Consider the following 24,947-nt stretch of genomic DNA (forward strand, 5'->3'; position numbering starts at 1 on the left):
TCGAAAGGAGACCACAGGTAAGGTTCGAGTGTCTACAAATTATTGAAAAAACAGTAATAGCATAAGCCTTACCAAGCTTGAGACTGATTTTATGATCGGGTCTACCGGTGAGCGGGAGTATGCGTCTAAAGTTGTAGACGCAAAGGGCGCGTGCCCGGCGCGAAATTACACTTAGCAGGCTGTTTAGACTTCCATGGCTGGTGTCCACCGGTGTCCAGTCAAGGGAGCAATGGAGTTTCGGGTGTTAACGAAGACATTCTGCAGGGCATGGCTGCGACGTTCTATCAGGATTGCGCTGGTATGCGCCTTGATGGCCGGATGCGCCGTTAGCTGGGCGAAAGATAAAAAGAAACGCGATCCGAATGCGACGGTCTCTTATTCGCCTATGCCGCTCGACTCGGGTTACGGGCCAATGGATCTGACGCCTCCTTCTATTTCGCCCGAGGAGATCGTCAAGAAGTTCACCGCCAAGGAATCAGAGTTTCGCGAGGCGATGAATCATTACACTTACCGGCGGGCGGTAAAGGTACAAACGATCGACGATGACGGCAAGGTGGATGGAGAATATTTCGAGGTTGATGACATCATTTTTACTCCCGATGGCCGCCGTACGGAGCATGTCGTGGATGCGCCGCCGAACACGCTTCAGCGCATTGCCATGTCTCCGGCGGATTTTCAGGATATCGAGCAGCGGCTGCCGTTTGTGCTGACAACGCAGGATGCTTCGCAGTACGACATCAAGTATGTCGGCAAGCAGAAAGTGGACCAGGTAGAGTGCTACGTCTTCGATGTTTCGCCGAAGGTGATCGAGAAGGGTAAACGGTATTTCCAGGGCAAGATCTGGGTCGATACCGAGGAGTTGCAGATTGTGATCACGAATGGCAAGAATGTGCCGGACGATCTGCGCAAGGGGCATGAGGACCTGTCTACGCCTTTCACCACATATCGCGAAGAGATCGACGGTAAGAACTGGTTCCCGACGTATACGAAGGGTGACGGCGTGCTGCACTTTACCGCTGGCAATGGCTATCTGTCCGACGATGTTCACGTTCGGCAGACGGTAAAATATACCGATTACAAGCAGTTCGGATCGACGAGCACGATTCTCTATAACGGCACCGAAATTACGAATTCCCCTGACAATACGAAAAAGCCCGATTCGCAGCCGAAGTAAGTTTTTACACAGATTCTCTTCTGGATATGCAAACAAACCAGGAATCCCGGAATGCGTCCAATCACGCAGACGTGAGTCTGAAATTCAGGTGTTTGGGTGTTCCGGAGGTCATATGCGGTCGGTTTTTATACGGCGTTTTCTTTTCATAGCAGGTGCTTTTGCGTTTAGCTGTCTTCCGTCTCTGGCGCAGACGGATGTTGGACTGAGCCTGTACGGTGCATTCAGTGGCACGACGAATGGGAACGGAACGACTCAGAGTCCTGCAAATGCCGCGGGCGGTTTGATTGAGGTTCGGCATCTCCGCAACCCAATCGTTGGTTTTGAAGCTACGTATTCCTACAACCGCGCGAATCAAACCTACTCGTCTCCTTGTTCGGGTACTGAGTGCACTTCCGTCATTCCACAATCGGTCTCGGCGGATGCCCATGAGATCACAGCGGACTGGGTGCCGCATGTGAAGGTGGGCAGTTTCCGGCCATTTGGTGTATTGGGTGTTGGTGCGCTCTTCGATGTGCCGCAGGGCGGCACTGATACGCGTACTGTCACCAAGGCTGTGTATGTCTACGGCGCTGGCCTCGACTGGGGTTTGCTACCTCATCTCGGCGTGCGTTTTCAATATCGCGGCAACCTCTATAAAGCGCCTGATCTTTCGCAGCTATATACTTCGACGAACTCATTTACACACACAGCAGAGCCGATGTTGGGGGTTTATCTGCGGCTGTAAAGAGAAATCGCACGGCCTTCGGAATGGACGACCGTGCGATTTCATTTGTGAGTGGTTGAGGATCATGCGTTGATAGCGAGTCCGTTGACAGCGCCGTAGGCGTCGAGCATGGATTCGCTCAGCGTTGGATGGGCGTGGATGGTGTACATGAGCTCATCGACTGTACCTTCGAGATCCATGGCGACGACGGCTTCGGAAATGATTTCGGTGGCTTGAGGCCCGATGATGTGAACGCCGAGAATCTCGCCGTATTTGGTATCGGAGACGATTTTTACAAAGCCGTCGTGTGAATCGACGATGGTGGCCTTGGAGTTTCCGGCAAAGGGAAATTTCCCTACCTTGACTTCGTGGCCTTTTTCTTTGGCCGCAGCTTCGGTCAGACCTACGGAGCCGATCTGCGGTTCCGTATAAGTGCAGCCCGGGATACGGTCGCGGCGGATTGGCCGATAAGGCTTGCCTGCGATTTTAGCGACGGCGACCATGCCCGCCATTGCACCCGAGTGGGCGAGCTGGGGCATGCCGGCTACGATATCGCCGATGGCGAAGATGCCCGGCTCTGCGGTTTCCATCGCTTCGCCGGTCTTGATGAAGCCGCGGTCCAGCTCGATCTTGGTCTTGTCGATATCGATGTTTCCGATGCGTGGTGCGCGGCCTACGGCGATCAGAACCTTCTCGGCTTCCTTGACCTGCTGCTTGCCGTTGGAGCCGATCCAGGTCACTTTGACGCCTGTTTCAGTTTTTTCGACGGATTCAACTTTCGCTCCGGTGTTTACATCGATGCCGCGCTTCTTGAATTGCCGCGTGAGTTCTTTGGAGATCTCTTCGTCTTCTACGGGAACAAGGCGAGGCAGATATTCGATGATGGTGACCTCGCTGCCGAAGCTGCGGAAGATAGAGCTGAACTCGACACCGACGGCTCCTGCGCCGATGACGATCAGCGATTTGGGCACGTCAGCCATGGAGAGAATCTCGATGTTGGTCAGGATGCGCGTGTCGGCTTCGAGGCCGGGCAGCAGCTTGGCTTCAGAACCGGTGGCGACGATGATGTTTTTTGCTTGCAGCGTGGTTTGCTCGCCGGCTGCGCCGCCTCCGCCCTCGGTGTAGAGGCTGACGGTGTGAATGCCATCTTTCGCAGGGCCTGTCAGACGTCCGTAGCCCTCGATGACGTTGACCTTGTTCTTGCGCATAAGAAATTCAAGGCCTTTGACGTGCTTCTGAATGATTGCATTCTTGCGCTTGAGGGCATTGGGCCAGTTCACCTGCGGAGATGTGACATTGTCGATGCCATAGTCGGCTGCGTGCTTGAGGTGATCCCATACCTCGGCGTGGAAGAGCAGTGCCTTGGTGGGGATGCAGCCTACATGCAGGCAGGTGCCGCCCATCTGATCGTTCTTTTCAATAAGCGCTACTTTGAGGCCGAATTCCCCGGCGCGGATAGCCGCAGTGTAGCCAGCAGGGCCGCTGCCAATGATAGCGACGTCGTAAATTGTCTCAGGCAAGTGTGTTCCTTTCATGACAGGCAACGTCTTGCGGCTGATTGCCGCGAGGCGAGATCTGTCTTTCCAACGCTTCAGTCTAAAAGATGCGCCAGACGACCGGTTGTGTTCGAGGTTCTATCTTCTACCCACTGGAGAGCGGTGCTTTGTGCCGCCGGCATATCGCCAAAATTATCAATCCAATACACATCCGGCTCGCGCCGAAACCAGGTCAGCTGGCGTTTGGCATAGTTGCGATGGCCCTGCTGGGCGGCGGCAATCGCTTCGTCCAGTGTTGAGATTCCGTCAATGACTGTCATGGCCTGGCGATAGCCCAGGGCGTCGAGCGCCTTGACGCGCCCGTACTGCTCCAGAAGGCTGCGAGTTTCCTCGACCAGCCCGGCATGGAACATTGCTGCTGCGCGTTCGTTCAGGCGCTCATAGAGCAGTTTTCGCGGTGGGTTGAGGCCGATTCGCAACAGGCGAAAGCCAGTCAGAGGATTGCGCCCCGGATGTTCGCCTTCGGTGAAAGCAGCCGTAAGAGTTTGCCCTGCGGCGAGGCAGACCTCGATGGCGCGGATAAGCTTGGGGGTATCGTTGGCGTGAATACGCGTTGCCGATTCGGGGTCGAGCCGTTTGAGAAGGCGATGCAGCCACCCTGCGCCATGGCGCTCTTGCGAGCGATTGAGACGAAGACGCAGGTCTTCATCGCGCTTCGGGCCGGGAAAGAGCCCGAGCGTGAGTGCGCGCAGATAGAGGCCAGTGCCTCCGGTGACAATGGGTGTGTGACCTCGTGAGACGATCTCACGCATGGCTTGCCGCGCCTGACGCGAGTATTCGCCAGCGGTATATGGCTGGTCGGGATCGGTAACGTCGATCAGGTGGTGTGGGAGTTTGGCTTGTTCTTCGCGGGTAGGCTTGGCTGAGCCGAGATCCATGCCGCGATAGACCGCGACGGAGTCGCAACTGATGATCTCGCCGTTGAGCCTTTCGCCGAGAGCGAGCGACAGAGATGTTTTGCCGCTGCCGGTGGGACCGAGGATGAGGATTGCGAGCGGATCGGGATTTCGAGGTTGATTTTGCGGGCTTATGGTCACGTTCGCTACCACAGCCGCCACCAGCCTGGGGGAAAGAGCCATTCGGAGGGCGTATGCAGCAGGCGCCAGGCCAGCACTACGCCCGCTGCGAGCAGTAGCCCGATAGCCTGATTGCGCGTGAACTGGATGCGCTGCGCCTCGCGCCGGGCCTTGCGCTCCTGCTGGACAGCGTAGCTTTTGAGATTGCCACTCATGAATGAGTCCGATGTTTCTCCGGCTAAGGCATTTTCGGAGTTATTTTGGATTTTCCAAAAGCATCAACAGGTGGATTTTCTTGAGGAAAAATCCACTCGAATGCTGTGGTTTCGGTCTACACCAATTCCGAAAATGCTATAGCCGAAGTATAGCGAAGAGGCTCTTCGGTCCATCGCAACCGGTCAAATACACTAGGCTAGTACGCTAGGCTAGTGGAGTCATGAAAGTTCTGATTTTTGGTTCCGGCGGGCGGGAACACGCGCTTGCCTGGGCGGTTGCGAAGAGCCCGAAAGTCTCTGAAGTGGTGTGTGCGCCAGGCAATGGCGGCATAGCGTCGATTGCGCGTCTGGTGCCTGTTTCGCTTTCCGATCTGGATGCAATGGTTGCAGTGGCTACGGCGGAAATGCCGGATTTGACAATCATCGGTCCCGAATTGCCTTTATCGCTTGGTATTGTGGATGCGCTTACGGCGTTTGGTCTTCGGGTTTTTGGTCCCAGCAAGGCTGCTGCGATGCTGGAGACGAGTAAATCGTTTGCCAAGCGGTTTCTGCAGCGGCATCAGATTCCAACAGCGAACTATGCGGTTTGCAATTCAACGGAAGAAGTCGAGAAAGCAATTGAGTTCTTCCACGCTCCTATTGTGGTCAAAGCGGATGGGCTTGCGGCAGGCAAGGGCGTGGTTATCTGCCAGTCGAAGCGGGCTGCGCTTGAGGCCGCGCATGGTCTTTTCAGCGGGAAATTGCTGGGGTCACAGGAACAGCAATTGGTCATCGAGGAGTTTCTGGAGGGAGATGAGGTCAGCTTTCTCTGCCTGACGGATGGCAAGGATGTGAAGCCTCTGCTGGCCGCGCAGGATCACAAGCGCATCGGTGAGGGCGATACAGGACCGAACACCGGCGGCATGGGAGTCTATACCTCCGACTCAATCCTCGAACCGCACATGCAGGAATGGATTTTGAAACATATAGCGCGTCCGACGGTGGCTGGCATGGCCTCAGAAGATGCGCCGTTTATCGGTGTACTGTATGTGGGCCTGATGATGACGGCACGCGGGCCGCAAGTGCTTGAGTTCAATGCCCGCTTTGGCGATCCGGAGACGCAGGCGATTCTGTTGCGGCTAGAGTCGGACCTGATCGACGTGCTGGAGGCCTGCGTTGAGGGACATCTGGAGGAAACGGAACTGCGGTGGTCACCGGGAGCGAGCGCATGTGTGATTGCTAGCTCGGGAGGATATCCGGGCAGCTACCGCACGGGATTCGAAATTATGGGCATAGCGGAGGCAGACCGTGTCCCCGAGGTGCAGGTCTTTCACTCGGGAACGGCGATCTCTGGTGGAGTACTTCGCACCAGCGGAGGCCGCGTGCTGTGTTCGTGCGCTGCGGGCGATACACTGCGGCAGGCACTGGATAGCGCCTATGCGGCGATCGAAAAAATTCAGTTCGAAGGCATGTACTACCGGCGCGATATAGGGCACCGCGCGCTGAATAAATCAGTTAGCAAGTAACCGATATGGAGGGATTACCAGATGCAGGTTGAACCTGTGTGCGGAGAGAAGCGTCTTGATTTCGGTCACATGCGGCGATGGGCAACCGTGAGTGCGATGGGCCTGTTGGTTGCCCTGCTGGTTGCTCCGGCTATGGCTCAACAAGCCAATACAACTTCGGCCGCGCCGGCCCTTACGCCGAAAGAAATCGAAGCGCTTCAGCAATACAAAGCGCAAACCGAAGTCATGCTGAAGGACTGGCCGAATCTGAAGAGATTTTATGAGGAAGACATGGCTTTGCCGCAGCCGGGAAAGGACGAGAAACGTGTTGTATTCATGGGCGATTCTATCACTCAAGGCTGGATGAACCATGGGACGGATGCCAGCCCGGCGAATCCCGGCTTCTTCCCTGGCAAGCCGTGGATTGATCGCGGTATCAGCGGCCAGACTACGCCGCAGATGCTGCTGCGCTTCCGGCAGGATGTGATCGATCTGAAGCCCAGCGCGGTGGTGATTTTTGCAGGCACAAACGACGTGGCGGGTAACACCGGCGATATGACGGCCGAGCAGACCGAGGCGAACCTGGCGTCGATGGCGGAGTTGGCGCGCGTGCACCATATCCGCGTCGTCCTTTGTTCAATTCTGCCTGCGTACGATTTTCCGTGGCGGCCCGGACGCGAGCCTGCACCCAAGATCGTCGCTATCAACAAGTGGATTAAGGATTACGCCGACAGCAATGGCGATGTGTACGTTGATTTCTACTCGGCCATGGTGGATAGCCGCGGAGGATTACCGGCGAATCTGAGCCACGACGGAGTGCATCCCAATCCGGCCGGGTACGCGATCATGAATCCGTTAGTTGAGGCGGGGATTGCAAAGGCACTCGGCCAGTCCTGAGGACTTGACCGAGTGATGGCCTGCGATCAAGGCTTGGCAGGAGCATCCGTAAGCGTCTTGGCATGCACTGTCGCCTGTGTTTCGGGGATGGTGCCGTCGTTGAGACGCACCTCTGTGGGCTTGCCCTGAATCAAGATGCGCTGCACGATCTTGCTGCGAGCAGCCAGCATGATGTGCTGCGTGATGCTGGTGTCGGCGGTGATCACCTGCAATGGAGCCTCGACCGCTGCGTAGCCGTTGTTGGCTACATCTACTGCCACCAGGTAAGAGCCGCCAACGGAGGCAGGCGTGGGGTAGACCTCGCCAATGGAGAGATCGGGCAGGCCGCGATCGTGGTAGACCCAGTCGTTGAAAAACCAGCTCAGGTCATGTCGTGGACCTGCCTGCTCGATGAGTTTTTCAAAGGCGTCGGGGGCGGTATCTTTTGCCGGGTCGTAGGCGCGGAAGGCTGCTGAAAGCGTCTCGTCGCCGACCAGCTCACGCAACATCCAGAAGACGTAGGTCGCTTTGGTGCGATAGTAGGCCGGAGAAATGCAGGAAATAAGTGGTTCTCCGTCGCTTTCGCCCGGGCTTTCAGGTTCGATGAGCGTCAGTGCTTCACGCGAGTTGTCGAGTGCGGCCAAAGCGCGATTGCGGCCCAGCTTCTTTTCGACCCAGAGTGTACCCATGAAGTGGGCTACGCCTTCGCTGAGCCAGGCGCGGCGGGAGTTGACCCAGGCATGGGAAAGCGCGTGAGCCATAACGCCGTTCAGCACATCTTCAGAGGCGGAGCGAACGGGCGTCGCGAGCATCGAACCGGTCTCGAAGGGAATGTCGCCGTCGTCCGGCAGGTCCAGAACGGTGAGGCGGGTGCGTGGGCTCTTGCCCAACCAGCCCTGCAGAAACGGCGTGACATCGTTTGCGGCAGTGCTCCACGAGGTCACGTTGGATTCGGTGTCGATGCGCGTCCAGAGGTCGATATCGCCCGAGGCATGATGATTGCGCCGGGCGAGGAACAAGCTGAGGGCTTCGAAACCGATGGTGGTTTCTTCGATTCGCCCAGTGGAGATGACCGGCAGGGATGGGTCGGCGGAAGAGGAGGATGTGAGTGTAACCGGATGCCCGTTGACCAGAGCGATATCGGGAGCCTGGGCCGCCGGGGATTCGACGGTAAGAGCCAGGCGCAAGTGCGCTCCGGAGAGCTGCAGCTTGTGTTGGCCTATCTCGTCAAAGAGCCGGTTGCCGTCGCCGAGAATGACTGGAACGGAGGACACGGGATACCAGACGACACTGCCGAATCCGCGCAGGCCGGTGAAATCGGTTGAGATGCGATCCCAGTCGGAGGTTTCGGCAACTTCTTCCGGGGTGCCGATGGCGAGCAGGCGTTTCAACGACTGCTTGATAGCGCCTGAATACGTTACATCCACCTGAACTTCGGCTCCGGGAGCCAGCGGAGTCGCCAGGGTGACTGCTGCTTCGTGAAGCTGCCCCGTATGATCCGCGTCGGAGTTCAGAACGGCGGCAGCGAACGGCATCGGCTGGCTGTTGATGCGGATCGACTCCCAGTTGAGTTCGGAACCGATCTGCAGCCGCAGATGCTGCAGCGGCGTTTTGCCGGTATTGCGTACTGACACCAGCGTGCGAACTGCAATATGGCTCTCGGCGGGCCGCAGGCGCACGTCCATGTCGTAATCCGTAAAGGCGATTGCAGATCTCTCTGCATCCTCGGCAGACAGGACAGCGGCGGAGGGTTTCGCGGGAGATATTCCTGATTGATTCTGCAGAGCCGCAGCCGGGTTATCGGAATTTCCCTGAGCACCCGGTCCATCGACGACCTGTCCGTCAGCGTCGATCGAGCGCTGGAAGACAATCTTGTCTTTCTTGTCCTGGTTCTTCTGGGTGTCCTGAATCGATTGCGAGGAAACAGGCGGCGCGCCTGTGGATGTCTGCGCAGCGGCAGATAGTGAGATTCCGGCGCACAGGCTTCCGCCGAAAAGCAGAGCCATTCCGATGCGCTGAAGAGTGTTTGCCTTCATGACCGTTTTTCGAACCTTTCCAGTGCTTCCCGTGATGCAGCGGTCAAGAACCGAGTCCCTTCAGCCGTTTGGGTTTGGACGAAGCGCCCGCGGATTTGTCAGATCCGGCGGATGCGCGCTGTTTGGCACGGCGCTGGCGGAATGCCTCATAGAGCACGACAGCTCCGGCTGCGGAGACATTGAGGGAACTGACGCCTCCGGCCATCGGAATGCGCAGCAGATGATCGCAGGTGCGTCGGACCAGATCGTGCAAGCCTTCGCCTTCCCGGCCGAGCACCAGAACGCAGTCGCCAGTGAAATCGAAGCGGTCGTAATCGGTGGTTCCGCGCTCATCGAGGCCAATGACCCAGATGTTCTGCCGTTTCAGGTCTTCCAGAGCGCGGACGAGGTTGACGACGCGCGCGATGCGCAGATGCTCCTGGGCTCCTGCAGCAGCCTTGGCGGCAACCGCGCTTAATGGGGCGGCCCGCCGCTCGGTCATCACCACGCTATCGACGCCGGCTCCGTCGGCGGTGCGCAAGAGCGCGCCCAGGTTCTGGGGATCTTCGATGCCATCCAGCGCGAGAACCAGGCGCGGATCGCCGGTTGGAGCGAGGATGTCTTCGATGGTCAGGAACTCCTGCTGGCGCACAATTGCCACCACACCCTGATGTGCCTGGGTGCGGGCGATATCGGTCAGGGTTTCACGGGGCTCGGTACGGACACGGATCTTGAGGTCACGGCAGAGGTTAACGATGGCTTCGAGCCGGTCGTCGCGCCGTTCGCGGGCAATCAGGACATGGTCAAAGCGGCGCTTTCCGGCTTTGAGGGCTTCCTCTACCGGATGGACACCGTACAAAATCTGCATTGCCCCAGTTTACTTCGGCGACGGAATCGTGCCGCGGTAAGTTCTGTCTGGCCGGAACTTCCCGAGGATGTGTTCCGATGCGGTAGCGAGGCTGCGTCAGAGGTCGTTACCATATTGTGGTATATGGTAAATTTTGTAGAGAAACAAGTTGGCCTTTGGAACCGTTTCCATCGTCTAAGCGAATGTAATGTCAATGCACGCCTCCGTTACCACAGTCCCGCTTACATCACGGCAAGCGCAGGAACTGGTTCGCCAGGAGAGCCTTGAGATCGCTCAGGGGCTCAAGCGACAGGACGAGGGGCTGCTAGACACGCTTATTCTTCGCTATCAACACCGCCTGCTGCGCTACCTGCTGTACCTAACCAGCAATCGCGAACAGGCGGAGGATCTCTTTCAGGAAGTCTGGATGCGCGTGCTGGTACGCGGTGGGCAGTTTAACGGCAAGGCCCGCTTCGACACCTGGTTGTTTACGGTCGCGCGCAACCTGGTGATTGACCTTCGCCGCAAGCGAACGATGTCGAGCCTGGATGAGCTGTTTGAGAATTGCGGAGAAGAAGACCGCCCGATGGGTGTCGAGATCGCAGCCGACGGCCCCTCGCCTTTTGATCAGTGTTCCGGTTTGGAAGACCGCGACCGGTTAGTTGCCGCTCTCATGCAGATGGAACCTCTTTATCGAGAAGTCCTCGTCCTCCGATTTCAGGAAGATCTTTCACTGGAAGAGATTGCAACCGTGACCCGCGCTCCGCTGTCCACTGTGAAGTCAAGGCTATATCGTGGTCTTGCGTCTATGAAAACCAGACTTTTCGACGCTCCCGGCTTTGCGCAGGCCGAAAACTAAATACGATAGACCCAAAAACCGGTGTATGATCGGTCCGTATCGGGAGCTGCATTGAATCAGGGAATAGAATCCGGGGAGTCGCAACCCGTTGTGGGCTCGCAAACTCCGGAACGAGATTCCGGGGCTGAGCAGGGTTTGGGGCCCGATATACTCGCTTCATTGACTGGCAGAGATGCCAACCGCGAACGCGCCGTGGCCATGCGTACCCGCCGGGTAGTGCAAAGCTCGCTCGGTGTGATGCGGGAAATCAAGCAGGACGGAAACCGCGTAAGGGCGCGTGCGCTAGCCATCACGGTAGTGGTCCTGCTGCTGATTACTCCCCTTCTTTGGGAAGCGACTGACAGCCTGATCGCCGGTGAGCACCTAGGCGATCCCGGAAATCAGTGGAGTCTCTGGGCTTGTATCGTTTGCCCAACGCTGCTTGGCGCGGCTCTTGTGGCAGGCTGGTGGCGTCACCGCTCCTAAGTTCCATCCATTCCTGTTTTCATCGGATGTACAAGAGGCGCCTGAGGCGGTTCCCTGCCTCCGAGCCTTAGTCTTGGCTCGTACGTTTGAAACCTTACCGAAACCTTACAAAAATCTCTCCATCCCGCAACTTCCCATTGTGCGCCGCCGTCAAACCACGTAGATTTGGAAGAAAATCCTGAACGATTGTTTCTGACACAACAATAGCCATGCGCGAGCCCCAATCCTTTCCGATGAACGAAGACGCACGACTGGTCCCGGTGTGGTCCATGTTCGCCGCCGGGATCGCGTTTGCAGTGGTCGAATACTACTGGTGGTTTATCCTGCCGGCACAGCGGCATCATGCACCGGCTCCGCTCGGCCTTCGCATTTACTTCAATCTGTCGTGGGGCCTGCTCGCCGCGCTCTACTTCCTGATGATCGGCTACGTCAGCAAGGACGCGCCACGCCGTTCGATGAGTGCGCGCTTCTGGATGACGATCTGCTTTATTCTTCCCGGTGGGATTGGCGCGGTGCTCTATTTCCTACTGAGGCTGCCGGTTACATCGCGCTGTGCGGCCTGCGGAAGTCACGTGCAGAATGAGTTTCACTTCTGCCCGCAGTGCGCCTATCAGCTTACGGCGAGTTGCGGCAACTGCTACCGATCGGTGCGAACGACGGACCAGTTCTGTACCCGTTGCGGACATGAGCTAGCCAGGGATCATATGCCGGCCCGTCTGCGTGCAGTTGCAGATTAAGTACTTTCCAACGCGAGCCAGTTCACAAAGAGTATCCTGATTGGCAGGGTCAGCATTGATAGAGTCAGCCCGTTGCTTCTGCATCGGGCTGATCTGTTGATAGCCCGTCCGTGGAGGGTGTGAACGATGGCAAATGGAGCATCGAAGGACGATGCGGTAATGAATTCTTCCTCCAATGTTGTCGGCCTTGCACCTATTACAGCGCTCGTTGTCGACGATGAGCAGCTTGCGCGCGAGGAGCTGAAGTTCCTTCTCAACTCAATCGGCGGAGTGGAGATTCTCGGCGAGGGTTCTAACGGCATCGAGGCGGTCGAGCTGATCGAAGACCTTCAGCCTGATGTGGTATTCCTCGACGTTCAGATGCCGGGTCTTGACGGTTTCGCTGTGCTGAAGCAGCTTATCGAGCGTCGTGGCGTGCAGAAATTGCCGCAAGTGGTTTTCGCGACGGCTTATGATCAGTACGCCGTTCGCGCGTTCGATGTAAACGCCGTTGACTATGTTTTGAAACCCTTTGACAAGAGCCGTATTCAGCAAGCTGTGGAGCGAACCCGCGCCCGCCTGGCCGAAGCTGGACAGGAAAGCTCCACGAGCATCAACGCCAGCGCGGGTAAGGACGCGGGCATGGATGCGCTACTCGAAATGCTGCATCGGCAGCAGACGACACCACGCGGACCGGCGCCGAACAAGTTGATAGTCCAGGTGCAGAGCCGTCTTCTGCTCGTGGATCAAAGCGAGATCTGCTTTGCTGAGATTGAAGAGGGCATTATCCGTGTTGTGACGCCAACGGTTGAGGGACACTCCAAATGCCGCACGTTAGAAGATCTGCTGGAACTGCTCGATCCGAGCATGTTCTGGCGTGCGCATCGGGGTTACGTCGTCAACATCAACCACATTCGCGAGGTCGTGCCCTGGTTCAAGTCGAGCTATCAGCTGCGCATGGACGATAAAAAACAGACAGAGATCCCGGTCAGCCGGGCGCAGACGAAGCGTTTGCGTGAGCTTTTCAATCTCTAGGACGAGACCGCTGACTCACCAACGAACATCTTCCCGGTAAGATTGTTCTGAGAGATAACGGGTACGAAATGGGCTTGCTTCGGGCTGTCGCGCGCGGATTTATTAACTTCTTCGGCATTACACAACCCACGCCAAAACAAGAACAGCAGGCCGTGTGGTTCATCTGTGGCCTGCTGGTGCTTATTGTGGTGATGGCTTCGACGGTGTTCGGTGTCCTTATGTGGGGTTTCCAGCACTAGGATCCATTTCACCCACGGCTTCGCTCTTAGTCATACCGCTCGAAGATAATCTGCTTTTTGTGCCAGCCGAATCCGGTGAGGCGCTCGCGAACGGCGCTGACCATATTGTTCAAACCGCAGATATAAGTGTGAATATCGAAGGCGGGCGTCTGAGCTTCGACCAGCTCTTCAACAGCAACCGCTGTTTCAGCGACCGCTCCGGTAACCGCTGCGGCAGAGGTCTTGGCTGCCAGAGTTCGCGATTCGACGATGTTTCCGAGATACTCTTGCACATAACCGCGATGGCCCGTCCATTCTTCGCCGGCACGGCTCAAGGTGGTGACGTAGTGGAAGTTTTCGTGCTCGGCGGCGATGCGGTCGAAGTAGTCGCGATAGTAGAGCTCGCTCTCGTGCCGTGTGCCGTAGACCAGCCAGGTATGCTTCCCTTCGCTGCGGTCTTCGCCGGCGTGCTCGCCTTGCTCGGGAAAGAGCCACTGCGTGAAACTCCGCATCGGCGCAATACCGGTTCCGGTGGCGATGAAGATCGAGTCGGTAAGCGGCTGGCGCAGGGTGAAGTTGCCATGCGGTCCATGCACCTGCACTGTAGCCCCCGGTTCCATATCGCACAGATGGTTTGAGAAAAAACCGCCCTCCACCCGGTTTACGCAGAGGTCGAACTGATTGCTGCTGGAGGCCGAGGCAATGGAATAGGCACGAGTCTGGGTTTTGCCGCGCTCGTCGACCGCCACTGTCGATACAAACTGGCCCGGCGCGAAATCAAAGCTGGGCAACTCATCGACCTGGAACTCAAGATGGTAGCACTGGGCTGATTCGGAGATGCAGGCTTTTTGCAGGAGGCTGGCCGTATATGTTTGACGAGGCAAAATAGTTTCTCGCTGAACGCTGAATTTGAGTCCGTTGGGAAATAGCCTTCGATTCCAATGCTATTTCGAACATGGGCTGATTATAAGACGGTACAAAATTGAAAATTTGTGATGTGGGATTATAAGAGTTACTCGCTTGAGCGCATTTTGTATCACCATGTCAACAAAGAACAAAGGCCCGGAACGAAACCCGGGCCTAAGTGTTTTATGTGCGTTGCGAGCCAACTATGCAGTCTGGATGCTCTCAAAAAGGAACCAGGCACGACGCTCGCCCTCATCGATCCAGTTTTCAAGCAAGCTGGTGGTGGCTACATCGCCAATTTCCGATGTGACTTCATGAGTCTTCCGCATATACTCGACAAGCCGCAGATTGTCCTGGTGCAGCTCGGCGAGCATCAACTTAGGCGAGACGAAAGCCTCGTTATTGTCGGTCAGGCGTTGATACTTGGAAATCTCCGAGATGGAGTGAAGCGTCTTTTCGCCGATTTTGCGGGCGCGTTCGGCGACTTCGTCCGAGATGGCAAAGATCTGATCCGCCTGCTCATCCAGCAGCAAATGGTAATCGCGGAAGTGCGGCCCGGTCATATGCCAGTGGAAATTCTTGGTTTTCAGATAGAGTGCAAATACATCAGCCAGCAATACACGCAGCTCTTCGCCGATCTGGGCGGCTCCCTTCCGAGAGAGGTCGGTGGGGGTAATCAGAGCGTTTCCGTTTTTCGGATCAACGGCAGTCGTAGTCATGATTTCTCCTTGACCTTTTAGATGAATCAGAGGGGTAACTTGGCTCTGGGTTTCGTCAAATTCTTGTGAAGGCTTTCGGATTTAGGGCCTTTCACTCGCGAGCCGCGCCGCCTCAAATTCATCTCCTTTATTCCAGACGATCGGCCTTCTGGAAGTGATTGCCTGCCAACCCAGATCCATGCCAAAGCGCACCAGCTTCGCGTTGCCGGCAAAATCCCAGTCGGAGTGGAAGTTGTCGCTGAAATTGTGATAGTCGTTGGTCACAAAATCCTTCATCTTGGTTTCACCCCAGGCGCGGTCGTGACCTTCGTACAGCGTGCCAGTGTCGATGGAGAATGCTGGGATGCCGACGCGGGAAAGCGAGAAGTGGTCGGAACGATAGTAGCTGCCGGCTGATGGGCGTGGATCGGGCACGATGGTCAGTCCAAAATCCTTCGCTGTTTTTTCGACTGCCGGATAGAAGCTGGTCCGCTGCGCTCCGTTGACATCGATCTCCTGCGGAATGCCGAGAGGAAGCACCATGTCGTAGTTAATATCGAGGGCGATCTGAGCTGCTGGAACCGGTGGATGTTGGCCGAGGTATTCCGAGCCGAGCAAACCCTGCTCTTCGGCGGTGACGGCGGAAAAGATTACGGAGTGAGGCAGTCCTGCATCGCCGCGGCTCAAATCGAAGAGGCTCCAGACGCGGGCCATTTCGAGCAGCATGCCCACACCGGTTGCGTTGTCGGCAGCGCCGTTATAGATGTTGTCGCCGGGCGATTTTGGGTTCCCGTCGGGGCCGGCAACAAAGCCGAGGTGATCGTAATGCGCGGTGTAAAGAACAGCCTGATCCGGCGTCTCCTTGCCGGGAAGCATGCCGACCACGTTGGGTGATTGGAAGGACCGCACCGTGCTCTCGATATGCGCCTTGAATCGTACGGGGAGTTCCACGGCCTTGAATCCCGGCTTTCCAGCGGCTTCAAACTCCTGATCGAAATTGAGGCCCGAAGCGGCAAATAGCTTTTTCGCGATGTCGAGCTGGATCCAGCTTGCTGCCTGCAGCGCAGGATTCTTGTCATTGCGCAGGAAGGTCTTTTCGCTGGTGTTCGAGTTCTTCACCACATCCCAGCCGTAGCTCGCAAGATCGGTGCGATGAATGATCAGCGCACCAACCGCGCCCATGCGAGCGGCCTGCTCAAACTTGTATGTCCAGCGCCCGTAGTAGGTAAGCGCCGGACCGCCGAAGAATTTTGGATCGTCCGATGGCGGGTCGCCGACGATGCAAACGATAACCTTGCCTTTTACGTCGATGCCCGCATAGTCATTCCAATGAAACTCCGGAGCAGTTACGCCATAGCCGACAAAGACCAGCGGCGCATCGATATCGGCTGCTGGCGTCAGGGTTTCGTTCATTACCGTGTAGTCGTCGCCGAACTGCAGTGGAATGGGACTGCCGCTGTTGGGAACGAGGCTGGCCGTTGTCTGATCGCGTTTCACCTTCATGCCAACAAAGGCGATGTTCTGAAAGTAGGTGTCGTTGTCACCCACTGGCTTGAGCCCGTAAACCGCAAACTGTGTTGCGATGTACTTGGCGGCCAGTTCGCCGCCGCGCAGACCAGGATAGCGGCCTTCCAGAAGATCATCTGCCAGGTATTCAACATGGGCGCGAATGGTGGATGGATCGACCTGCGATTCGAATTTCTTCAGATCTTCCGAAGCCATTGCTTTCGATTCCTTTAAGCCTTGTGGAGAGCCAGCGATGGGGAGTATGGCAAAGATGCTTGCCACGACGAGAGCGATATGTCTGGGATATTTGAGAAATAAGTTGGAATGCTGGGAATCTGTCAAGGCATCCTCCTGAGGAGTGGAACGCGGGTACGTTTCGCTCAGGATAACTCTCCCGGCCGTCGTGCCCTGGACTCGGGCTAGTCAAACAGCTTTCCGAGCCGCTGGACTTCCTGTTGCATGGCGTGCAACTCGCGTCTCAATGTCGCGACATCGGCTTCCAGATCAGAGACGCGCTGCTGAAGCTCCGGATCTTCCGCTCGAACGGCGTCATTTGCGTCTGAGGAGTCCGCGGCATAAGACTCATGCGCGACTGGCGGTTGAAATGCTTCGATGTCTCCCGAGAAGAGGTGGACATAGCGCGCCTCTTTGGTGCCGGGCTGGCGTGGCAACACCTTTACCAGCGCCGGTTCGCGTGCTGAGAGCTTGTTCAGCACATTGAGCACATCGGTCAGCTCATCGAAGCGGTACATGCGCTCGGTGCGTCCGCGCAGCTCGCCTGGCGTTTGCGGGCCGCGCAGCAGCAGCGTGCAGACTACAGCGATTTCACCGCGCGTGAAGTTGAAGACCTCCTGCATGCGGTGCTCGTACTTGGTCACGCGGCTATCACCGCGCACAGTTCCGGCGAGCCGTTCATCCTCAAGTCCATGCAGAGCCTGCCGGACCTGGTCCTCATCCAGTGACATGACTGGCTCGCGGTTGTTCTTCTGATTGCAGGCGTTGACGAGCGCATTGAGCGACAGTGGATAGTACTCGGGTGTCGTGATCTCTTTTTCAATGAGTGCGCCCAGGACGCGGGCTTCCACTGGCGTGAGCTGCATGGCTGCTGAAGTCTCCTGCGAACATCTTCGCAGATCATCCGGCAATACCATGAAATGCCAAGAGCCGCGCCATACTGGCGCGGCCCGCAGACGAATACATCTCGTGTTCGATTATCAGATTGTTGCGTATGGAGCCGAATGCAGGTAGCGCAACAGGGCCTCGAAGCAATCGGGATCGAGCTTATTGGGGACATCGCTTTCGAGAATGTTGATGACTTCGCCGATCTCCAAAGTCTTGCGGTAGGGCCGCTTTTCGGAGAGCGCTGCAAAGATGTCGGCGAGGGCCACGATTCGGGAATCAAGACTCAAATCCCGGCCGGAAAGACCGAATGGGTAGCCGCCGCCGTCGAGCTTTTCATGGTGCTGTGCGGCGATCGCAGGGATCTCGCCAAAGTGTGGAATGCGATCTAGTATCTGCCTGGAAAGGATTGGGTGGGCGCGAACGGCATCCCATTCATCAGGGCTCAGTGGTCCTGTCTTGTCGAGGATGGTGTTTGGAAGGCTGAGCTTGCCGATATCATGCAGCAGCGCGGCTCGTCGTATCCTGTTCCGACGTTGCACGGTAAAGCCAAGCTCCCCCGCGATTCCGACAGCTATGCGCGCAGTACTCGAAGAGTGCGAGCGGGTAAAGGAAGATTTGGCGTCGATGACTTCGGCAAAGATTTCGCAGATGCGATCCACTTCTTCGGTCGATAAGGAGCGCAAAGTGCCGGGGCGCAATTGCTTTACACGGGCGAAGTGATCGAATCCACCCACTGCCGCGCGAAGTTGCGAACGGGAGTACAGGCACCGTGCTACGCGAACCAGCTCAGGATCGAACCAGCGGCCGGCGCGGTCGGTCAGTTCCTGCATGGCGCGCGACAGTCCCGTCTCGGAGGCGAAGATATCCAGATGCTGTGCTACAGCAGCGATGCGCGACAGCAGTGGAATAGTCTGCCCTCGCTGTCCCTGGGGATATCCGCTGCCGTCCCAGTGCTCATTGAGTCTTAAAATGGTTTCGGCTACGCCTTCGCCAAGGCCGATTTTGCGGGCGATGTTTGCGCCCAGTTCGGCGCGGATCGCAATCATGGTGCGGCTGTTCTTGTTCTGATCGAGAGCCAGCTTGAGAACGCGGCCAGTGCGAAGAATCGCCGAGGAACCCGGAAGCGCCTGGTGCCAGAGTGTCGAAAACGCGGCAAGAGAGGGCCGGGTCCAATCCAGAAGACGGACGTCGTGCTTCATGCGGCGGTCATCGCCGCCAATCAGCGAGTACATACGGGCAGCATTGCCGCTGCAGCCCACATCCTTAAGAAGAAGTGCGTAGTAGAGTGTTGTCCGGTCGAGCTCGGGCAATCCCAGTTCGTCCGCGATGCGCATTCCATACAGGCAGCTACGAATCGCATGGCCGGGGATCGCGCCCTCCGTAAGGTCGAGCGCGTAGGAGAGAGCGGCCAGCATCTCGTGCATTGGGATCTGGTGCGTTCCGATCACGGCTCGGGCTCGCGGATTTCGCGAAAGGGCCCGCTCAAAATCGAGCAAAATGCTCTCAGCTGAGAAGCTTTCCAGAGCTGCGGGTTGAGTGGCCACGGGGGATACCTCTCTGATTCACGAGAAAGATTCGGGTTTTGTCCGTACATCTTTATCTATCGGCGAAGGGGTGGGAGGGTATCCCCTGATGTGATTACCGGAGTAACACTAAGGTCGGTACTCTGGTCTCTATCAGGTAATTTCTTCGGTTGTCATAGGTTTTCTTCGGGTTTTGCAGACGCTGGCTGCGTTTGGGCCTTAGCTGCCACAATGGGTTACGGCGTAACAACCTCTTCGGGAGCTTCAGCCGTGCATCGGCGCAGAAGACGAAGAGACGCTATTTTCTGTCAGGACTGGTATTGGGATGACCTGTTTGAAGACGTTTGGGGTCTGGGCGATCGCATCATTGGCTCTTTGCCCGTTACTTTGGTCGCAGCCGGCGCCTAACGCTGCAAAAGCTGATCCGACATCGATGGTCGATCCGATGATCGGGACAGGTCCCGAGGGGCATACTTTTCCGGGTGCGACCGTTCCGTTCGGCATGGTGCAGCTTTCGCCCGATACGCAGATCCGTCCTTTCAAGCAGAGCTACAAGTGGGCCGCCGGATACCGGTACGAGGACACGACGATCCTCGGTTTCTCGCACACGCACTTTTCGGGGGCAGGCCATTCGGACCTTGGAGATGTGCTGTTGCAGCCGATCTCCGGCGATGTCCGTCTCGATCCCGGCGAGATTGGCAAGCCAGGCTCGGGATATCGCTCGCGGTTTAGCCACGATCAGGAGCATGCAGAGCCTGGCTACTACGCTGTGACACTGCTCGATTATGGAGTGCGCGCCGAGCTGACGGCGACGACTCGCGTCGGTGTTCATCGCTATACCTATCCTGCCGGCAAGCCTGCACATGTACTGCTCGATCTTCGCTCCAGTATCTACGACTATCCTGGCAAGATTCTGTGGTCGCGGATTCGCGTTCGCCAGGATGGCACCATTACCGGTATGCGTGAGACACGCGGCTGGGCTCCGGGACGGCAGCTCTACTTTGCGATTCGCTTCTCGCGCCCCATGACAGGGCATAGCCTTTACGACTTGGAGCCTGAGCCGCCGGTCTACAAGGGATTCAAATCACCGGGAACCTCGCCCGAAACGACACAGTCCATCGAGGGCCGCGGTCTGGAAGCCTCCTTCGATTTTGGCGAATTGTCGCAACCATTGATCATCAAGGTAGCTTTATCACCGGTGAGCGAAGAGAACGCCATTGCCAATATGAATGCCGAAGTGCCCGAGTTTGACTTTGATGGTGTGCGGACCGCAGCGCATAAGGCGTGGCAGCAGGCGCTTGGCGTCATCGACTTCAAAGCCTCGCCGGAAATGCAGAAGAGCCTTTACACCTCGCTCTATCATGCGCTGATGGCTCCAAGCATCAGCATGGATGCGGACGGAGAATATCGTGGGCCGGATAATCAGGTACACCGCGCGAAGGACTTCAATTTCGTCTCCAGTTTTTCCCTATGGGATACATATCGTGCTGAGCAGCCGCTGATGACGCTTATCGAACCAGAGCGCCGCACCAGCGATGTGGTGAACTCATTCCTTGCTTCGCAGCAGGAGAGCCCGTTTGGCATTCTGCCCATCTGGCAGTTCCAGGGCATCGAGACATGGTGCATGATCGGCTATCACGCGGTGCCTGAGATTGCTGATGCCTACATGAAGGGCATTCGCGGATTCGATGCTGATGCCGCACTGAAGGCCATGGTGGCCAGCGCAACCTACGGTCCCTATGGCCATCTCGACCAGTACATGAAGTATGGCTACGTGCCTGTGGATGACGATGCAGAGGCGGCGTCGAAGACTGTCGAATATGCGTTTGACGACTGGACAATTGCGCGCATGGCCCGCGCGATGCATCGCACCGACGTTGCCGATACCTTTGCGAAACGCGCGAGCTACTGGCGAAACAACTTCAATACGAAGGATGGATTCGTTGAGCCGCGGCTGGCCAATGGCGAATATCGCACTCCCTTTGATCCTGCGCGCGCGGGTGCTGCCAGTGGATTTACCGAAGGCAACGCGTGGCAGTACTCGTGGTATGAGCCGCAGGATACGCAAGGGCTTATCAATTTGCTCGGAGGCAATGACAAGCTCATAGGCAAACTCGATGCTATGTTCGATGCCAAGGTCGACCCGAAGCAATATGCAGACATTGAGGACATCAGTGGCCTGATCGGGCAATACATTCACGGCAATGAGCCGAGCCACCATCTTGCTTATCTGTACGACTATGCAGGAGCGCCGTGGCGCACGCAGGCACGGCTCAAGCAGATTGTCGACTCGCAGTATCGTCCTGCTCCCGATGGTCTTGTAGGCAATGACGATCTGGGTCAGATGTCTGCCTGGTTCATCTTTACTTCGCTTGGCTTTTATCCTGTTGCGCCGGGATCGAATCAATATGTGATCGGTCGCCCATTCGTCGACCGCGCGACACTGCATCTGCCCAACGGAAGGACGCTCACGGTGGTCGCCGACAATCTCAACGATGCCAATGCGTATGTGAAGTCTGTTTCGCTCAACGGCAAGCCGCTCGATCGCACATATCTATGGCACAGCGAACTGATGCAGGGCGGCGAGCTGCGATTTGTTATGAGTACGAAGGACGATGCTGCGTGGTCAACGCGTCCGGAAGAGACACCCTATTCGATGTCAAAGCCGGAGTAACGAACCGTCACCCTCGATAGGGCGAATCTATTCCACCGTGACGGATTTCGCGAGGTTGCGCGGCTGATCGACATCGCAGCCGCGGCGCACGGCGATGTGATAGGCCAGCAATTGCAGCGGCACAATCTCCAGTAGTGGCAGTAGCAGCTCAGGTGCTCTCGGTATGGAGATGACATGCTCGACCAGGTTGCCGATCTCTTCCTGATCCTCGACAGCGATGGCGATTACGCGGCCTGATCGAGCTGTTACTTCTTGAATATTCGAGAGAGTCTTCTCATAGCGCAGACGTGAACCCGCATCCGAAGGATCCTGTGTTGCGAGCACGACCACGGGCAGCGTCTCATCGATCAGCGCGTTCGGGCCATGCTTCATTTCCCCTGCTGGGTATCCCTCGGCGTGAATATAAGAGATCTCTTTGAGCTTGAGTGCGCCTTCGAGTGCCATGGGGAAGTGAATTCCACGGCCGAGATACAGAAAATCGCGTGCGTTTGAGAAGTCCCGCGCTAGCCGTTCCGTCTGCGCTGAAACGGCCTTGAGCATGTCGATCATCTTTGCGGGGATACGGCTCAATTCTTCACAGAGATGCAAGGACTCTGCCGAAGTCAGTTTGCCGCGCACCTGCGCCAGATGAAGCGCAAAGAGAAACAGCGCCGTGATCTGCGAGGTAAAGGCCTTCGTGGAGGCGACACCGATCTCCGGTCCGGCGTGGGTGTAAATCGTGCCGTGGGCATCGCGTGTCACCATGGCTCCAACTACGTTGCAGATGGCTACGGTCTTTGAGCCCAGCGCCATCATTTCGCGCTGTGCTGCCAGCGTATCCGCCGTCTCGCCGGACTGCGTGATTAGGAGGCCCAGTGCAGTTGGATCAGCGATTGGATCGCGATAGCGGTATTCGCTGGCGTAATCTACATCGACCGGTATGCGAGCAAGCCGCTCGATCATGTACTTGCCCGCAAGTGCGGCGTGCCAGCTTGTTCCACAGGCGGCGATGTTGATGCTCGATGCCGTGGCGAGATCTTCGGAGGCTAATCCCATCTCTGCAAGAAACACCTGCCCCGAATCTAGAGAGATGCGGCCGAGCGTGGTATCTCGGATAGCGCGCGGTTGCTCCCAGATCTCCTTGAGCATGAAGTGCTTGTAGCCGCCTTTTTCTGCCTGGATCGGATCCCACGTGATGTGCTGCACCTTGCGCGTAATGGGCTGGCCGTCAAAATCGGTGAAGGTGACACCTTCAGGCGTGAGCCTGGCCATATCGCCATCATTGAGGAAAACAATGTTGCGCGTGTGATGCAGGATGCCCGGCACATCCGATGCGATAAACGATTCGCCTTCCCCGCGGCCAATGACAACCGGTGGACCTTGCCGCGCGGCGATGATCGTGTCCGGCTCACGAGCAGATAACACGCCTAATGCAAAGGCGCCTGTCAGCCGCTTCACAGCTTTGCGAACAGCAGCCTCCAACGACAAAGTCTTATCGGTATTTTGAGCGTCGGCAGTTACCTGTTCGATTAAATGGGCGATGACTTCGGTGTCGGTTTCAGTTACGAACGTGTGACCTTGTGCTATCAATTCACGCTTTAGCTCGAGATAGTTTTCAACTATGCCGTTGTGAACAACGACGATGCTGCCGGTACAGTCGCGATGCGGATGAGCATTCTCCTCTGTGGGCCGCCCATGCGTAGCCCAGCGTGTGTGACCAATGCCGTAGCACCCGCTGATGGGCCGCTCGCGCAGCACCTCTTCCATATTCTTGAGCTTGCCCGGTGCACGACGCACAGAAAGCTTGCCTTGTCCTTTGCACCCAACCGCAATGCCTGCAGAGTCATAGCCACGATACTCAAGACGCCGCAAGCCTTCCAAAATAACGGGAACCACTTCCTTCGGGCCTACATAACCGACGATTCCGCACATGCTGCGATTGTAGAGCCTTTAATTCTTGTTCAGTTTCAGCTAGACCAGGAGATTTCCGGCGAGTTATTGTAGGCACACTGCACTGTCTCACGCGGCCTTGCTTCATGCTTCCTGGCCGTTACAATATCGGGTTTTAATCTGCCGCATTCGACCGGGCTTGCTATCGGTGTGCGCAGAGTGTGTGTCCAAATCGGCAGTTTTTAAAGATAAGAAAAATATTTGCGGCGAAGTGAAATATCACTCGTCCGCCCTATCCGGAGAGGGAAAGGATTCTTGCAATGAAGATTTGCTCCCTGGAGTGCGTTGCTGTGCGAAGTGTGCTTCTCGCAGCGGCAGTGATGTTACCTTGGCAGGCCTCAGCTCAAGGCTGGTGGTCACCACAACCGACTATCGTAACCTTCGACGCGCCGGCGGGCGTCGGAACCATCGCAACCGGATGCACGGGACAATGTGGAACGTTCCCGACAGCTATCGCCATCGACGGAACCATCGTCGGTAACACTGTAAACGCGCAGTCCATCAGTCACGGATTTCTTCGTTCACCTAGTTGCAAGGTCTATTCGGTTGACCCGCCGGGATCTACCTACACAGCAGTCTCCGATATAAGCCTCGTCGGAGCCATCACTGGCTACTTCTCAACGGCAACCCAGACGTATCGTGGCTTTCTGCGCGATCCCTGGGGACACTACGCCGTTATTACTGTTCCGGGAGCAGACAAGGGAACCTTTCCCGAGTACTTCTCTCCGGTGGGTCACATCGCGGGCCACTACAGCGATGACGCGGGTACGCATGGATTTGTAGTAGGGCTTGATGGAAAAATCAAAACATTCTCGATTGCAAGCTCAACGCTTACTCTGCCGCAGGGCATCAATGAACGGGGAACCGTCGCGGGCTACTACTCAGACGGCACTACCGATCATGGATTCATCCGCACTGCTTCTGGCCAGGTGACAACATTTGATCCTTCGGGATCTGCCTTCACCATCGTCACTGGCATCAGCGGCCTCGGCACAGTTACCGGTTATTACTTCGATGGAGTATCGCAGTATCACGGCTTTGTACGTGACGCGAAGGGGAACTTCACGACATTTGACCCGCCGAATTCGGCACTCACCATTCCGGAAAGCATCAACTTTCAAGGAACGATTACGGGCGATTTTTTTGATCCCAACAGCACCACTGGAGATCAGGGCTTTATCCGCGGGACGGATGGAAAGTTGACTGTGTTCTCCGTTCCGTCGACGGCGCCGCAGAATGCCACCTCTACTGCACCCGCGGCTGTCAATGTTCTCGGTGTGGTGACGGGAAGCTACATTGATACCAGCCTTCAGAATCACGGATTCCTACGCACCACCTTTCCGCAGCATTGTGGCAAAGGCGGTAACGGCAACAACGATAACGACGACTGGCGGTAAATTCCTGAGGCAG

22 protein-coding genes are annotated in these 24,947 nt (G+C 56.8%); 11 read left to right on the forward strand and 11 right to left on the reverse strand.

Annotated elements, in window-relative coordinates:
- Positions 1-241 precede the first annotated feature (241 nt).
- Together OHL22_RS16980 and OHL22_RS16985 are read left to right on the forward strand one after the other, a co-directional pair.
- A complete protein-coding gene (locus tag OHL22_RS16980; RefSeq protein WP_263339932.1) occupies positions 242-1,174 on the forward strand; it encodes a LolA-like protein in 933 nt (310 codons plus the stop codon).
- A gap of 112 nt (positions 1,175-1,286) precedes the next feature.
- The gene (locus OHL22_RS16985; RefSeq protein ID WP_263339933.1) at positions 1,287-1,898 is read left to right on the forward strand and encodes an outer membrane protein; all 612 of its coding nucleotides are present in this window, start codon (positions 1,287-1,289) and stop codon (positions 1,896-1,898) included.
- Positions 1,899-1,960: 62 nt separating this feature from the next.
- Here OHL22_RS16985 and lpdA read toward each other — a convergent pair whose 3' ends face one another.
- The 3 genes from lpdA to OHL22_RS17000 all read right to left on the reverse strand — a co-directional run bounded on the left by lpdA (position 1,961) and on the right by OHL22_RS17000 (position 4,664).
- Positions 1,961-3,397 carry a dihydrolipoyl dehydrogenase gene (gene lpdA, locus OHL22_RS16990; RefSeq protein WP_263339934.1) on the reverse strand — a complete coding sequence of 479 codons (1,437 nt, stop codon included), beginning with the start codon at positions 3,395-3,397 and terminating at the stop codon, positions 1,961-1,963.
- 71 nt (positions 3,398-3,468) lie between these two features.
- Positions 3,469-4,512 (reverse strand): tRNA (adenosine(37)-N6)-dimethylallyltransferase MiaA, encoded by a 1,044-nt coding sequence (gene miaA, locus OHL22_RS16995; protein ID WP_263339935.1) that lies wholly within the window; start codon positions 4,510-4,512, stop codon positions 3,469-3,471.
- Positions 4,476-4,664, reverse strand: a complete 189-nt coding sequence (locus OHL22_RS17000; protein ID WP_263339936.1) for a hypothetical protein — start codon at positions 4,662-4,664, stop codon at positions 4,476-4,478. Before OHL22_RS17000 ends, miaA begins: the two co-directional genes overlap by 37 nt.
- Before the next feature lie 221 nt (positions 4,665-4,885).
- Between OHL22_RS17000 and purD the strand changes: the two genes are divergently transcribed.
- Positions 4,886-6,169: a phosphoribosylamine--glycine ligase gene (gene purD, locus OHL22_RS17005; protein WP_263339937.1), complete on the forward strand. Its 1,284-nt coding sequence runs from the start codon at positions 4,886-4,888 to the stop codon at positions 6,167-6,169.
- 21 nt (positions 6,170-6,190) lie between these two features.
- Complete coding sequence (locus OHL22_RS17010) at positions 6,191-7,045, forward strand: SGNH/GDSL hydrolase family protein (protein ID WP_263339938.1); 855 nt, start codon at positions 6,191-6,193, stop codon at positions 7,043-7,045.
- 26 nt (positions 7,046-7,071) lie between these two features.
- On the opposite strand, the gene OHL22_RS17015 is transcribed toward OHL22_RS17010, so the two are convergent.
- Both OHL22_RS17015 and rlmB read right to left on the reverse strand, forming a co-directional pair.
- Positions 7,072-9,060: a gluzincin family metallopeptidase gene (locus tag OHL22_RS17015; protein WP_263339939.1), complete on the reverse strand. Its 1,989-nt coding sequence runs from the start codon at positions 9,058-9,060 to the stop codon at positions 7,072-7,074.
- 43 nt (positions 9,061-9,103) lie between these two features.
- Positions 9,104-9,907 (reverse strand): 23S rRNA (guanosine(2251)-2'-O)-methyltransferase RlmB, encoded by an 804-nt coding sequence (rlmB, locus tag OHL22_RS17020; RefSeq protein ID WP_263339940.1) that lies wholly within the window; start codon positions 9,905-9,907, stop codon positions 9,104-9,106.
- A gap of 187 nt (positions 9,908-10,094) precedes the next feature.
- On the opposite strand from rlmB, the gene OHL22_RS17025 reads away from it, so the two are divergent.
- The 5 genes from OHL22_RS17025 to OHL22_RS17045 all read left to right on the forward strand — a co-directional run bounded on the left by OHL22_RS17025 (position 10,095) and on the right by OHL22_RS17045 (position 13,200).
- On the forward strand, positions 10,095-10,745 hold the full coding sequence (locus OHL22_RS17025) for an RNA polymerase sigma factor (protein WP_377819733.1): 651 nt from the start codon (positions 10,095-10,097) through the stop codon (positions 10,743-10,745).
- 51 nt (positions 10,746-10,796) lie between these two features.
- A complete protein-coding gene (locus tag OHL22_RS17030) occupies positions 10,797-11,210 on the forward strand; it encodes a hypothetical protein (protein WP_263339941.1) in 414 nt (137 codons plus the stop codon).
- 209 nt (positions 11,211-11,419) lie between these two features.
- Positions 11,420-11,947 (forward strand): zinc ribbon domain-containing protein, encoded by a 528-nt coding sequence (locus OHL22_RS17035; RefSeq protein WP_263339943.1) that lies wholly within the window; start codon positions 11,420-11,422, stop codon positions 11,945-11,947.
- Between the two features lie 159 nt (positions 11,948-12,106).
- Positions 12,107-12,961 carry a LytR/AlgR family response regulator transcription factor gene (locus OHL22_RS17040; protein ID WP_263340534.1) on the forward strand — a complete coding sequence of 285 codons (855 nt, stop codon included), beginning with the start codon at positions 12,107-12,109 and terminating at the stop codon, positions 12,959-12,961.
- Positions 12,962-13,029: 68 nt separating this feature from the next.
- Positions 13,030-13,200 carry a hypothetical protein gene (locus OHL22_RS17045; protein ID WP_263339944.1) on the forward strand — a complete coding sequence of 57 codons (171 nt, stop codon included), beginning with the start codon at positions 13,030-13,032 and terminating at the stop codon, positions 13,198-13,200.
- Positions 13,201-13,226: 26 nt separating this feature from the next.
- Here the strand turns inward: OHL22_RS17045 and OHL22_RS17050 are convergent, their stop codons facing one another.
- The 5 genes from OHL22_RS17050 to OHL22_RS17070 form a co-directional block, all read right to left on the reverse strand.
- Positions 13,227-14,063, reverse strand: coding sequence for a ferredoxin--NADP reductase (locus OHL22_RS17050; RefSeq protein ID WP_263339945.1), 837 nt, complete (start codon positions 14,061-14,063; stop codon positions 13,227-13,229).
- Between the two features lie 225 nt (positions 14,064-14,288).
- Positions 14,289-14,804, reverse strand: coding sequence for a Dps family protein (locus OHL22_RS17055; RefSeq protein WP_263339946.1), 516 nt, complete (start codon positions 14,802-14,804; stop codon positions 14,289-14,291).
- An 81-nt stretch (positions 14,805-14,885) separates the two neighbouring features.
- Positions 14,886-16,631 (reverse strand): M28 family peptidase, encoded by a 1,746-nt coding sequence (locus tag OHL22_RS17060; RefSeq protein ID WP_263339947.1) that lies wholly within the window; start codon positions 16,629-16,631, stop codon positions 14,886-14,888.
- A gap of 77 nt (positions 16,632-16,708) precedes the next feature.
- Positions 16,709-17,389, reverse strand: a complete 681-nt coding sequence (locus tag OHL22_RS17065; RefSeq protein WP_263339949.1) for a YceH family protein — start codon at positions 17,387-17,389, stop codon at positions 16,709-16,711.
- 114 nt (positions 17,390-17,503) lie between these two features.
- Entirely contained in the window at positions 17,504-18,859 is a 1,356-nt protein-coding gene (locus tag OHL22_RS17070; RefSeq protein ID WP_263339950.1) for an HD-GYP domain-containing protein, read from the reverse strand.
- A 409-nt stretch (positions 18,860-19,268) separates the two neighbouring features.
- Here OHL22_RS17070 and OHL22_RS17075 point away from each other — a divergent pair, with 409 nt between their 5' ends.
- Positions 19,269-21,608, forward strand: coding sequence for a GH92 family glycosyl hydrolase (locus tag OHL22_RS17075; RefSeq protein ID WP_263339951.1), 2,340 nt, complete (start codon positions 19,269-19,271; stop codon positions 21,606-21,608).
- A 27-nt stretch (positions 21,609-21,635) separates the two neighbouring features.
- On the opposite strand, the gene glmS is transcribed toward OHL22_RS17075, so the two are convergent.
- Positions 21,636-23,519, reverse strand: a complete 1,884-nt coding sequence (gene glmS / locus OHL22_RS17080) for a glutamine--fructose-6-phosphate transaminase (isomerizing) (RefSeq protein WP_263339953.1) — start codon at positions 23,517-23,519, stop codon at positions 21,636-21,638.
- Positions 23,520-23,797: 278 nt separating this feature from the next.
- Here glmS and OHL22_RS17085 point away from each other — a divergent pair, with 278 nt between their 5' ends.
- Positions 23,798-24,934 (forward strand): hypothetical protein, encoded by a 1,137-nt coding sequence (locus OHL22_RS17085; protein ID WP_263339955.1) that lies wholly within the window; start codon positions 23,798-23,800, stop codon positions 24,932-24,934.
- The last annotated feature ends 13 nt before the right edge of the window (positions 24,935-24,947 follow it).

The organism is Acidicapsa dinghuensis, assembly GCF_025685685.1.
Lineage (GTDB): Bacteria > Acidobacteriota > Terriglobia > Terriglobales > Acidobacteriaceae > Acidicapsa > Acidicapsa dinghuensis.